Here is a 12,213-nt window from a genome sequence, read left to right on the forward strand (position 1 = left end):
CCGCCTTCTTCCGTACTGGAGGGACGATGGCCGGGCCGCTCCCAGGCTCTCCCGAGCCGATGCGCCTGCTCCCTGCGAACCGTGAGCCTCGTCGCTCCGGAGTATCCCCAGACGTCGCGGAGGAGGGTGAGGAGTTCCGCCGCGAGCGCCGCGTCGGCGATCTCGTCGAAGCCGTAGGTCCGCCAATCGTTCAGGGCTCGTCCCGGCGGCGCGAAGCCCGCTGCGCAGGCGTTCCACCCTATCGGGCGTCAGGAGCCTTGTTGCCGTCCCAGAATGTGTCGTGGCCGACCCGCTTCTCTCGGACGATCGCCGTGACGTTTTGCGGGGCCTCGTCGATCAGGGCGTCCGCCTCGGCGCAGAGGGCAGAGGTCTCTTGCGAGCGCCGCGAGAAGTCGAGCACCGGCCGGAGGATGGGAAACCGCATGACGGGAATGTCGCGCTCCGCCTGGGCGGGAACCGCGGCAAGGCCGGGAGCGGACGCGCACCTGCTCGCTCCGGCGCCGAGAACCGGCGACGCGGGAGCGGACAAGAAACGTTCGGGTGAACGAAGGAGCGAATTCCTCAGGGCGATCGGAGGATCGCGGATCGCGATCTAGGCCGCGCGCCAGCGCACGGCCGCGTTGTTGCCGAAGGCCCGCGTGTAGAGCGACGTGTAGCTCGTGGCGGCCTCGTCCCAGCCGAAGGTCTTCGCCATCGCGTTGCGCCGCATCGCGTTCAGGCGCTTCTTCTCGCCGAAGGTGTCGAGGGCCCGGCGGACGGCGCCGAGGAAGCCCTTCGGCGACGAATCGGCGAAGGTGAAGCCCGTCACCCCGTCCTCGACCGTGTCGGCGAGGCCACCCGTGCGGCGCACGATCGGCAGAGACCCGAAGCGCTGAGCGTACATCTGCGCGAGGCCGCAGGGCTCGAAGCGGGAGGGCATGAGCAGGAAGTCGCTGCCCGCGAACATGCGGCGCGCATCGGTCTCGGCGAAGCCGACATGGACGCCGACCGAATCCGGATGGAGCCGGGCCAGACCGCGCAGGGCCTCCTCGAACCGGCTCTCGCCCTGGCCGATCACGACGAGCTGCCCGCCCTCGGCCACGATGGTCTCGGCGGCCTGGATCGAGAGGTCGATGCCCTTCTGGTGCACGAGGCGCGAGACGATGGCGAAGAGCGGGCCACGTGAGACGGCGAGGCCGAACTGGTGCCGCACCGATTCGGCGTTGGCGCGCTTGCCCTTCCAATCGTCGGCCTCGAAGCGCGTGACGAGGTGCGGGTCCGTGCGCGGGTCCCAGGTCTCGTCGATGCCGTTGAGGATGCCGGTGAGCCGGCCCTGGCCGGCGCGGGTCCGCAGGAGTCCGTCGAGGCCGCAACCCGATTCCGGGGTCATGATCTCACGGGCGTAGGTCTCGCTCACGGTGGTGACGTGCGACGCGTAGTAGATGCCGGCCTTGAGGAAGGAGAGCTGCCCGTAGAACTCGACGCCGTCGATCTGGAAGGCGTGCTCGGGCACGCCGAGGCGGGCGAGGTTGTCCCGCGGGAATAGGCCCTGATAGGCGAGGTTGTGAATCGTCAGGACGCTCGGCACCCGCAGCTGGCGCCAGGCGAGATAGGCCGGGGCGAGCGCCGCCTGCCAGTCGTTGAGGTGGAGAAGGTCCGCCGCCCAGGCGGGGTCGGCGCCGAGCGCAATCTCGGCCGCCGCGAGGCTGAGTCGGGCGAAGCGCAGATCGTTGTCGGGGAAGTCGCCGGCCCCATTCCCGTAGGGCGTGCCGTCGCGGTCGTAGAGGTCAGGGCTGAGCAGTACGTAGATACGCAGGCCGTCGCCCGTCTCGACGAGGCCGAGGTCGCAGGGCGGCACGGCTGCCTGGGCCTCGAGGCGCGCCACGACCGGGATCTCGGTGAAGGCGTCGACCACCTGCCGGTAGCCGGGGATGAGCACCCGGACATCGAAATTGTTGCGCAGCGCCCGGGGCAGGGCGCCCGCGACCTCGCCGAGTCCACCGGTCTTCACGAAATCCGCCATCTCGGGGGTCGCGTAGAGGATGCGGGGCTGAAGGGAAGTTCGGAGGTCGGGGAGGGAAGCGCGGAAGTCGGCAGGCGGAACGGGCGCTCCGAACCTCGGAGCGTCCGCGAAACCGGCATAGGCCATCAAAGCGTCCCCACGGCGAGCGATTGGCTCGTGACGGGCGCCCCTGCCCGCGACCGACGTCGTCATCGTCAACGTTCCTGTGCCGCACTCGTTCCGCTGCAATGCACAAGTCAGGCCACGATGTCGGTTAACGCTTCCTTGATGCGAGGGCAACCTGCATCGCATTGCAGCAAGAAGGGCGCCTGCTCTCAGGACAGCAGCAGGAGGACACCCTCAGAGGGCTCCAGAACCAGATCGTCGCGGAGCCGCGTGCCGGCCTGCCCGGCCCGGCTCGACAGGAGCACCGTCCAGCCCGTGCCCTCAGGCAGCGGCAGGCGGTGGGCGGCTTCGCCGAAGTTCAGGATCACGCGGATCGTCGTGCCGTCCTCGAAACGCTCGTAGGCGAAGACCTCGTCGACGCCGAGGGGCACCGTCCGATAGCTGCCCACCGAGAGGGCGGCATGCTCGCGGCGCAGGCCGAGGAGCCGGCGGTAGAGGGTCAGGATCGAGTCGGCGGCGTCGCGCATCTCTTCGACGTTGCGGGAGACCGCGTCCGCCGAGAGCGGCAGCCACGGTTCCACGGTCGAGAAGCCCGCATACGGCCCGTCGTCCCACTGCATCGGCGTGCGCTCGGGGTCGCGTCCATGCCCGGGCTCGTTGCGCTCCCAGGGGTCCTGCACCCGGTCCGGCGGGATCGAGACGTGGTCTAGGCCGATCTCGTCGCCGTAATAGAGCGTCGGCGTGCCCCGTAGCGTCAGCAGAAGGATCGCCGCAATCCGCGCCTGCGGCAGGCCGATCCGCGCGGCGATGCGGGGCTGGTCGTGGTTGCCGAGCACCCAGTTGGGCCAGCCGCCCGGGGGGAGTGCCGCCTCGTAATTCTCGACGAGGTCGGCGACCGCGTCGGCGCGCCAGGGCGTCTGGATCAGCTGGAAGTTGAAGGGCAGATCCGCGCAGTCGAGGTCGGGGCCGTAATAGGCCACGAGCCGCTCCATCGGCAGGTAGATCTCTCCGATCAGCACCCGGTCGCCGTAGGGCGCGAGGACGCGCCGCATCTCGGCGATGACGTCGAAAACCTCCGGCCTGTCGGCGGAGTAGACCTGCGCGAAGCGGTTGATCTCGGGCTGGTGGGGCAGGAAATCCGGGTTCTCCGGATTGTCGCGGAACCCCTCGTCCTTGATCAGGTGCCAGATCACGTCGACGCGGAAGCCGTCGACGCCGCGCTCCAGCCAGAAGCGCAGCACGTCGTGCATCGCCGCCCGCACGGCGGGGTTGCGCCAGTTCAGGTCCGGCTGCTCGCGCAGGAAGGCGTGATAATAGTACTGGCCGGTCGCCTCGTCCAAGGTCCAGGCCGGGCCGCCGAAATTGCTGAGCCAGTTGTTGGGCGGCCCGCCATCCGGGGCCGGGTCGCGCCAGATGTACCAGTCGCGCCGGGCATTGTTGCGGGACGCGCGGGCCTCGGTGAACCAGGGATGGGCGATCGAGCTGTGGTTCGGGACGAAGTCGAGGATCACCTTGAGGCGGCGGCGATGGGCCTCCGCGACGAGCTCGTCGAAATCGTCGAGCGTCCCGAAAATTGGATCGATGCCGCAATAATCGGCCACGTCATAGCCGAAATCGGCCATCGGCGAGGGGTAGATCGGCGAGATCCAGACCGCGTCGACGCCGAGCCAGGCGATGTAGTCGAGCCGGCGCGTGATGCCCCGCAGATCGCCGATCCCGTCGCCGTTCGAGTCCTGGAACGAGCGCGGATAGACTTGATAGACGGTGCCGCTCCTCCACCAGACCGTTGGGCTGCAGACGGTGCCGCTCATGCGTCGTCTCTCCAGTAGGAAGCAGGCCCGGCGGAGGTTGCCTCATTCAGCTTCTCTTCAAGACCGGCGCGCCAAATTGATGACGGGTTTTGCAGGCAGGCTCCGATCTGTGTCCACGCGGTCACAGGCGCGGGGCGGACCGCTCGTCGCCGCGGGCGGACGCCGCTTCGGCACTCGACAGGGCGGCCGCGCGAACTCACGATGTCTGGTTTCACATCCCGGGTCGACCGCCGCCGGAAGAAGCGGGCGGGGCCTGGACTGGATGCTCGAAGAGCAGCCGCGAATTGGGGGTTTCCCGTGTTGAACGACCTTCTGACCGCTACCGACAAGGCCGAGGACAAGAGCCCCGCCGCGTCCCGCCCGCCGGAAGCGAACGCGGTCCCGGCCTGGAGCGCCCCCGTTCGCGCCACCTCCGGCGACGCCGTGGCCGACCTGCGCGAGGCGATCCTCGCCAAGCTCGCCTACGGGATCGGCAAGAGCCCGACGACCGCCCGCGAGCGCGACTGGTTCGCCGCGACCGCCCTGGCGCTGCGCGACCGGATCGTCGATGCCTGCATGGGCGCGGGCCACGCGGTACCGAACAAGCGCGTCTATTATCTCTCCCTCGAATTCCTGATCGGACGCCTGCTGTCCGACGCCATGAACAATCTCGGCCTCGTCGAGACGACGCGCGCGGCGCTGGCCGATCTCGGCATCGATCTCGGCACCGTCGAGGGCGCGGAGCCGGACGCGGCGCTGGGCAATGGCGGCCTGGGGCGCCTCGCCGCCTGCTTCATGGAGAGCATGGCGAGCATCGGCATCCCGGCGATCGGCTACGGCATCCGCTACGACCACGGCCTGTTCCGGCAATCGCTGGAGGACGGCTGGCAGCGCGAAGCGCCGGAGACCTGGCTCGCCGAAGGCAATCCCTGGGAGTTCGTGCGTCCCGAGGCGACCTACACGGTGGGCTTCGGCGGGCACGTCACCATGTCGGCGGTGTCCGAGGGCGTGATCCGGCGGCAGTGGCACCCGGCCGAGACGGTTCGGGCCGTCGCCCACGACGTTCCGGTCGTTGGCTGGCGCGGAGCGCACGTGAACACCCTGCGCCTCTGGAAGGCGGAGGCCGAGGCGCCGGTCGATCTCGCCCAGTTCAACGGCGGCGACCATGTCGGCGCGGTCTCGAGCCGTTCCCGGGCCGAGGCGATCTCGCGGGTGCTCTATCCGAGCGATTCCTCGATGGCCGGCCAGGAGCTGCGCCTGCGCCAGGAATACTTCTTCACCTCCGCATCCCTGCAGGACCTGATCCGCCGCCACGTGGCGGAGCGCGGCGATGTGCGCAGCCTGCACGATCACGCCGCGATCCAGCTCAACGACACCCATCCCGCCATCGCCGTTCCGGAGCTGATGCGCCTCCTCCTGGAGGATCACCACCTGTCCTGGGAGGATGCGTGGCACGTCACCTCGAACACGCTGCACTACACGAACCACACCCTCCTGCCCGAGGCGCTCGAGACCTGGCCGGTCGAGCTGATGGAGCGGCTGCTGCCGCGCCACATGCAGATCATCTACCTGATCAACTGGATGCACCTTGAGGAGCAGGGCAAGCACGGGCGGCACGATGCGGCCCATCTCGCCTCCGTCTCGCTGATCGACGAGAGCCACGGCCGGCGCGTGCGCATGGGGCATCTCGCCTTCCACGGCGCGCGGCGCGTCAACGGCGTCTCGGCCCTGCACACGGAGCTGATGCGCTCCACGGTGTTCCGGGACCTGCACGCCCTCGAGCCCGAGAAGATCGTCAACAAGACGAACGGCATCACCTTCCGGCGCTGGTTCCACAACGCCAATCCTGGACTGACGCGCCTCGCCGTCGAGGCGGTCGGGTCGCGCGTCCTCGACGATCCGGAGGCCCTGCGCGACCTCGAGCGCTTCGCGAGCGACGCGGGCTTCGTCAGGCGCTACGCGGCGGTGCGCCGGGACCGCAAGGAGGCCCTCGCGCAGATCGTTTCCGACCGCACCGGGATCGACATCGATCCGTCGGCGCTCTTCGACGTGCAGGTGAAGCGCATCCACGAGTACAAGCGCCAGCTCCTCAACGTCATCGAGACGGTGGCGCTGTACCAGGCGATCAAGGCTGAGCCGCACCGGGACTGGACGCCGCGCGTTAAGATCTTCGGTGGCAAGGCGGCCCCGAGCTACACCCAGGCGAAGCTCATCATCAAGCTCGCCTGCGACGTGGCGAAAGCGGTCAACGACGATCCCGAGGTGGCCGACCGCCTCAAGGTCGTGTTCATGCCGAACTACTCGGTGAGTCTCGCCGAGGCGATCATCCCGGCCGCCGACCTCTCCGAGCAGATCTCGACCGCCGGCATGGAGGCGTCGGGCACCGGCAACATGAAGTTCGCGCTGAACGGCGCGCTGACGGTCGGCACGCTCGACGGCGCCAACATCGAGATCCGTCAGCATGTCGGCCCGGAGAACATCTTCATCTTCGGCCTCGACGCGGCCGGAGTGCAGACCCGGATGGCGGTGCCGAACTACGCCCGCGACGCGATCTGGGCCTCGCCGCGCCTCGCGGCCGCCCTCGACATGATCGCCTCCGGCCGGTTCTCGCCCGAGGAGCCGAACCGCTTCCGGCCTCTCGTCGACGATCTGCGCCACCGCGACCAGTACCTGCTCACCGTCGATTTCGACGATTACTGGCGCGCCCAGCGCGAGATCGACGCGGCCTGGGCCGACCCGGCCGGATGGTGGCGCAGGGCGATCCTCAACACCGCCCGGATGGGCTGGTTCTCCTCCGACCGCTCCATGCGGGAATACGCCGACGAGATCTGGCGGGTCCGGCTCGGCTGAGGCCGCGCGGGGGCGGGGCGACACGCTCGCGTCCCCGCGAACCGTTCCGCTCGGGCGCCGGCGCTTCCACCTAATCGCTCGGCGGCCAAGCTTCTCAGTGCAGGGTCTTCCCCTCGGCTCCGGCACTCTCGCGCGCGCCTATCTTCCGGCCGATCAGCCAGAGGGCGGTTCGGATCAGGGAATCCACCGCAGGGTCGCCGTAGGCGGCGCTGTGCTCGCACGCATAGGCCAGGCCGTCGATGACGCCCTCGACCGGATCGTGCGGTTCGGAGATGAGCAGGCTCTTCAGGGAAGTCCGGCCGGCCTCGCCGCGGGCCTCGGCGCGCGCCGCGATGGCGCGCGAGGTCTGCACGGTGGCGCGCAGCTTCTCCGTGAGGTCGTGCAGATCCCTCACAAGATCACGGGTCCGTCTGGCTTCGGAGAGATCGAACGGCACGGAGGGCTCCCGCCACGCGGCCCGAAAGGTGCCCCGCCTTGGCCGTAGGGTCAATCGCGCGAGATTCCTCGGCCAGCCCTCATGCGCCGGGGACGAGGAGCGGATAGCAGCGCGCTCCGGCGGCAGCCGCGAGGACCTCGACGGCGCCGACCGTCGAGCCCGATCCGGCCACGTGCACCACGTCGGTGGTCCGCAGGGGCGGCACGTGCGCGGTGAGGGGTCCCGGGCGCACATCCGGCGGTCGCTGGCGGCTCCGGTCGGCCACGAGGGTAATCCGTCCGATGCCGGTTGCGCGCAGCCAGTCGATGGACGGGCGCATGTAGAGGTCGAGCGGGTCGCGGGCGCCGATGACGAGTGCCATGTCGCGGGCGGGCTCGATGTAGCGCGCGGCCCGCGCCACGGCCCAGACGGGTGCGAAGCCCGCCCCGTCCGAGACGAGGATCAGACGCCCGCCACCCGGCCGGTACTGAGCGCGCCCGACAGGGCCCCGCACCTTGGCGGCGGCGCCGACCGCGATGGAGGCGGCCGGTCCCGGTGCGGCGGGATCGTGCGGAAGGTGGAAGACGAGTTCGTTCAGCTCCGCGGAACCGTCCACGCGCAGGGTCGGGGAGAGGGTCAGCGGCTCAAGCCCATCGAGCGCGAGGACGACCTGATGGCCGGGCTCGAGCGGCAGGCGCCGGGTCACCGTGACCACCATCTCGATCACGCGGGGCGAGAGCGCGCGCATCTCCGTGACCGTGCCCGTGCGCTTGACCGGCGCAGTGGCCGGCACGGCCGGCAACGTGATCGCGGGCTGCGGCCGGGGCAGCGGCAGCTTCGTCATGTCGGGCCGGTGACCGCGTCCGGGCATCCGTCGCGCTGCCGGCGCGGCGTGGCCGGGCGCTGCGGCCCCGTGCATCCCTTGCGGGGACGCGATCATACCCTCGGCGAGCGCGGCCTCCAGAGGCGTATCGCCGGTGGAGACACGCACGGACTTGCCGTTGACGACGAGTGAGCAGCGGGCGCTCATGGTCGTCTCCTGGTTCTTGTCGATGATCGGTGCGGGTCAGCGCTGCGCGTTCAGGATGCCGTCGACGAGCGTCGCCCAGCGGTCGCGGACGGCGCGTGCCTCCTCGCCGACCGGCTCGGGGCCGGTGACGCTCCGCACCGTCGCCCGAAGCTTCGCCGTCTCGCGACGTTCGGCGTCGAGGACCGCCTTCATCACGGTCATCTCGGCCCGCAGGCGAACGAGATCGCCGGGCTCGTCGGAATCCTCGTCCATCGGCGTCGCCGCCGGCGAGGCTACCGGGACCGGCACGTGCCGCGCGACGTCGAAGCGGATCGGCCGCGCGATCAGCCGCCGCACGAGGTCGGACCCGCCGCCATCACGTACCCGCCGCGCCACATCGGCCATCACGCGTCTCCCACAGGGCCGGACTCCGCAGACGGACGCCGCGACCGAACCGAGATCCAGTCTTCGACCATCATGGTTAAGGGAGGTTTAAATGCATCGCTCAAGATGCCAGTCACCGCGGCCTGAAGGTTCCGCGAGCCGGCAAAAATAAATCTCGCGCCGCGCCTCCTGCCGTTCCCGCAATCGCGTTGACGCGCCCGGTTGCCGGCCGCATCCTGACCCGGCAGCGCGGCGGTGCTTCGGCAGTGGCCAAGAGGCCGCGACGCGGCGCTGTGCAAACCCCTATCGCACGACATGGAACGAGCCGCGGCTCGCTCAGGCGCCTGTCTGGGAGCGATCGATGTTGACTGGCCGAAAGGTCCTCATCGTCGAGGACGAGATCCTGATCGCGATGGAACTGATGGACATCGTCGAGGACGTGAACGGGTGCGTGGTCGGCCCCGCGCGCACGAACCGCGACGCGATCCGCCTGATCGAGGCGGAGCGCCTCGATGCCGCCATCCTCGATCTCAACCTCGCTGACGGAGAGGCGACGCCCGCGGCCCACCGGCTCATCGCGGCGGGCATACCGGTGCTCATCTGCACGGCCGGCATCCTGCCGCGCGAGATGCGCCTCGCGTGGCCGGACCTGCCGATCCAGCGCAAGCCGGTCGAGGCCCGCCGACTGGTTGCGGCCCTGGCCTCGCTCTGCGCGCGCGCGCCGGCCTGAACCTCAGGCGGCTTCCGGCGCCGCGCCGACGAGTTGGCGGGCCTGATGCATCGTCATCGGCTCGCCGAACGCGTAACCCTGCGCATACTCGCAGCCGAGTTCGGCCAGCGCCTGCGCGTCGGCCTCCGACTCGGCGCCCTCGGCGATGATGGCGAGGCCGAGCTCGGTCGCCATCTTCACGATCGAGCGCAGGATCACGCTCTTGCCCGAGGCCATCTGGCGGACGAACGACTGATCGATCTTGATCGTGTCGAAGGGGAAGCGCTGCAGGTAGGACAGCGCCGAGTAACCGGTGCCGAAATCGTCGAGCGACAGCCCGGCGCCGAGGTCGTGGATCCGCGCCAGCATCTGGGCGGCATATTCGGGGTTCTCCATCACGAGGCTCTCGGTGAGCTCGAGCTTGAGCGAGCCCGGCAGCACGCCGGAGCGGGCGAGCACGGTCTTCACGTCGTGCAGGAGATCGTGCCGAAGGAGCTGGCGCGAGGAGACGTTGACGCTCGCGAAGATCGGCGGCTCGACATCGAGCGAGCGTTGCCAGGCAGCGAGTTCGAGCGCCGTTCGCTCCAGGGCGAACACGCCGAGATTGACGATGAAGCCGCTCTCCTCGGCGATCGGGATGAAGGTCGAGGGCGGGATCCGGCCGAGTTTCGGGTGGTCCCAGCGCAGCAGCGCCTCGAAGCCGGCCACCGTGCGATCCTCGAGCCGCACGATCGGCTGGAACAGGACCTTGATCTCGTTGCGCTCGATCGCCCGGCGCAGGTCGCTCTCCAGCATCAGCCGGTCCGAGCGCTCGTTGCGCATATGGGCGCGGAAGACTTCGAGGCGGTCGCCGCCGCCGCGCTTGGCCTGGACCATCGCGATCTCGGCGTTCTTGAAGACCTCCTCGCGCTTCTGCGCCGCCCCGGTCTCGTGCAGCGCGATGCCGACCGAGACGGTGAGGAAGATCTCGCGGTCCGCGTAGGTGATCGGGGTGGCGATCGTCCGCCGGATCATCTCGGCGAAGGCGAGGATCCGGTCGGGATCGCGCTCCGAGACTAGGATCACGGCGAACTCGTCGCCTGCGACCCGGGCGAGGGTGTCCTGCGGGCGCAGCAGGCGGCCGAGGCGGCGGGAGAGCGTGAGCAGGATCGAATCGCCGGCCGAGAGACCGATCGCGTCGTTGATGGCCTTGAACCGGTCGATGTCGAGCACGATCACGGTGGGCTTCAGGCGCGGGTCCTGGCTCGCGAAGGCGAGCGCCGCGTCGAGGCGGTCACCGAACAGCTCGCGGTTCGGCAGGCCCGTGAGGCTGTCGTGGACCGCGTCGTGCAGGAGCCGTTCCTCGGCGGTCTTGAGCTCGGTCACGTCGGCGATGGTGCCGACGATGCGGATGACCTCGCCGTCCGAGCCGATCACGGGCCGGGCCTTCAGCCGGTACCAGTAATAGGCACCCGAGGCCGCGCGCAGGCGGAAATCGTGGACGATGCGGCCGCGCCGCTCCTCGATCACCGTGTCGAGGGCCGCGGAGTAGCGCTCCACGTCGAAGGGGTGGAGGAGGTTCAGCCAGTTGGCGGCCGGACCCTCGAGGGCGCCCCGCTTGAGGCCGAGCTGGCCCTCGATCTCCTGGCCGGCGAAGACGCGGTCGCCCGGCACGTCCCAGTCGAACACCACGTCTCCGGCACCTGTGAGCGCGAGCGCCCGCCGCTCGGTGTCGGAGACGAGGGCGTGGGTGAGGCCGCCACCCGCGAAGGCGTGCTGCATCACCGTGAAGCCGATCAGCATGACGACGAGGACGAGGCCGCCGATCAGCGCCGGCTGCACGAGGTCCGATCCGATCTGCCCCGTGATGGCGAAGCCCGCCGCCACCACCCAGACGAGAAGGAGCGCCCAGGTCGGGACCAGGAGGATCGCCCGGTCGTAGCCGTTATGCGCGGCGAGATAGACGATGAGCAGCAGGCCGACGCCGGCGACCGCTGCCATCGAGATGCGGGCGACGCCCGCCGCCACCGGCGGATCGAACACCGCGAGCCCGACGAGCCCGGCGAGGAAGGCGAGCCAGAAGAAGGCGACGTGGCTGTAGCGCACGTGCCAGCGGGCGAGGTTCAGGTAGGCGAACAGGAAGACGAGGAGCGTGGCGCCGAGGATCGCCTCGGCGGAGGCCCGGTAGACCCGCTCCGCCACCTCGGTGACGGGAAAGACTCGCTGCAGGAAGCCGAAATCGATGCAGGCATAGGCGAGCACGGCCCAAGCGAGCGCGGCCGCGGCGGGGAAGATGATCGCGCCCTTCACCACGAAGATGATCGTCAGGAACAGGGCGAGGAGCCCCGCGATGCCGATGATGATGCCCTTGTAGAGCGTCAGGCCCGTCGACTTCTTGCGGTAGGCTTCCTGGTCCCAGAGGTAGACCTGCGGGATGTTCGGCCCTCTCAGCTCCGCCACGAAGGTGACGGTCGTGCCGGGATCGAGGGTAATGACGAACTGGTCGGCTTCCGGGTTCTCGTCCCGCTCCGGCCGGATGCCCTGGCTCGCGGTGATGGCGGCGATGCGCGAGCCGCCGAGATCGGGCCAGACCACGCCCGAGCCGACGAGGCGGAAATGCGGGGCGACGAGGAGCCGGTCGATCTGCTCGTCGGTGTCATTGGTGAGGGCGAACACCATCCAGTCGGGCCGCGCGCCCGCATCGCGCGCCTTCACCACGATGCGGCGAACGATCCCGTCCTTGCCCGGCGCCGTCGAGATCTGGATCAGGTCGCCGTCCGAGCGGTAGCGCTCGATCATCGGCGTCAGGTCGATCACGGGGGAGTCGAGGGTGACGCGGACCGCCTCGACCGCGCGCGCCGGAGCGCTGAGGAGCAGCGATCCGACGAGAGCCGTGACGAGGGCGGCGAGGACGGTGGCGAGGATGCGCAACGGGCGTGAATTCCGGCCGGGCGGCGGCAACGATACGGC

9 protein-coding genes are annotated in these 12,213 nt (G+C 69.7%); 2 read left to right on the top strand and 7 right to left on the bottom strand.

The features are described 5' to 3' along the window. Positions 1-238 precede the first annotated feature (238 nt). The 3 genes from J2X36_RS09035 to J2X36_RS09045 all read right to left on the bottom strand — a co-directional run bounded on the left by J2X36_RS09035 (position 239) and on the right by J2X36_RS09045 (position 3,918). Complete coding sequence (locus tag J2X36_RS09035) at positions 239-424, bottom strand: hypothetical protein (protein WP_132249598.1); 186 nt, start codon at positions 422-424, stop codon at positions 239-241. Between the two features lie 168 nt (positions 425-592). Continuing rightward, entirely contained in the window at positions 593-2,128 is a 1,536-nt protein-coding gene (gene glgA / locus J2X36_RS09040) for a glycogen synthase GlgA (RefSeq protein WP_132249596.1), read from the bottom strand. A 188-nt stretch (positions 2,129-2,316) separates the two neighbouring features. After that, complete coding sequence (locus tag J2X36_RS09045) at positions 2,317-3,918, bottom strand: alpha-amylase family glycosyl hydrolase (RefSeq protein WP_310348570.1); 1,602 nt, start codon at positions 3,916-3,918, stop codon at positions 2,317-2,319. Positions 3,919-4,215: 297 nt separating this feature from the next. Here J2X36_RS09045 and J2X36_RS09050 point away from each other — a divergent pair, with 297 nt between their 5' ends. Beyond that, a complete protein-coding gene (locus J2X36_RS09050) occupies positions 4,216-6,747 on the top strand; it encodes a glycogen/starch/alpha-glucan phosphorylase (protein WP_310348573.1) in 2,532 nt (843 codons plus the stop codon). 94 nt (positions 6,748-6,841) lie between these two features. Here J2X36_RS09050 and J2X36_RS09055 read toward each other — a convergent pair whose 3' ends face one another. From J2X36_RS09055 to J2X36_RS09065, 3 genes are all read right to left on the bottom strand, one after another. Beyond that, on the bottom strand, positions 6,842-7,183 hold the full coding sequence (locus J2X36_RS09055) for a hypothetical protein (RefSeq protein ID WP_310348577.1): 342 nt from the start codon (positions 7,181-7,183) through the stop codon (positions 6,842-6,844). 79 nt (positions 7,184-7,262) lie between these two features. Beyond that, positions 7,263-8,192 carry a ferredoxin--NAD(+) reductase gene (locus tag J2X36_RS09060; protein WP_310348580.1) on the bottom strand — a complete coding sequence of 310 codons (930 nt, stop codon included), beginning with the start codon at positions 8,190-8,192 and terminating at the stop codon, positions 7,263-7,265. A 36-nt stretch (positions 8,193-8,228) separates the two neighbouring features. Continuing rightward, the gene (locus tag J2X36_RS09065) at positions 8,229-8,576 is read right to left on the bottom strand and encodes a hypothetical protein (RefSeq protein ID WP_310348581.1); all 348 of its coding nucleotides are present in this window, start codon (positions 8,574-8,576) and stop codon (positions 8,229-8,231) included. Between the two features lie 340 nt (positions 8,577-8,916). Here J2X36_RS09065 and J2X36_RS09070 point away from each other — a divergent pair, with 340 nt between their 5' ends. Then, a complete protein-coding gene (locus J2X36_RS09070) occupies positions 8,917-9,285 on the top strand; it encodes a response regulator (protein ID WP_310348583.1) in 369 nt (122 codons plus the stop codon). Positions 9,286-9,288: 3 nt separating this feature from the next. Here the strand turns inward: J2X36_RS09070 and J2X36_RS09075 are convergent, their stop codons facing one another. Continuing rightward, positions 9,289-12,174 carry an EAL domain-containing protein gene (locus tag J2X36_RS09075; protein WP_132249582.1) on the bottom strand — a complete coding sequence of 962 codons (2,886 nt, stop codon included), beginning with the start codon at positions 12,172-12,174 and terminating at the stop codon, positions 9,289-9,291. Positions 12,175-12,213 lie beyond the last annotated feature (39 nt).

It is taken from the genome of Methylobacterium sp. BE186 (assembly GCF_031457035.1).
GTDB lineage: Bacteria > Pseudomonadota > Alphaproteobacteria > Rhizobiales > Beijerinckiaceae > Methylobacterium > Methylobacterium segetis.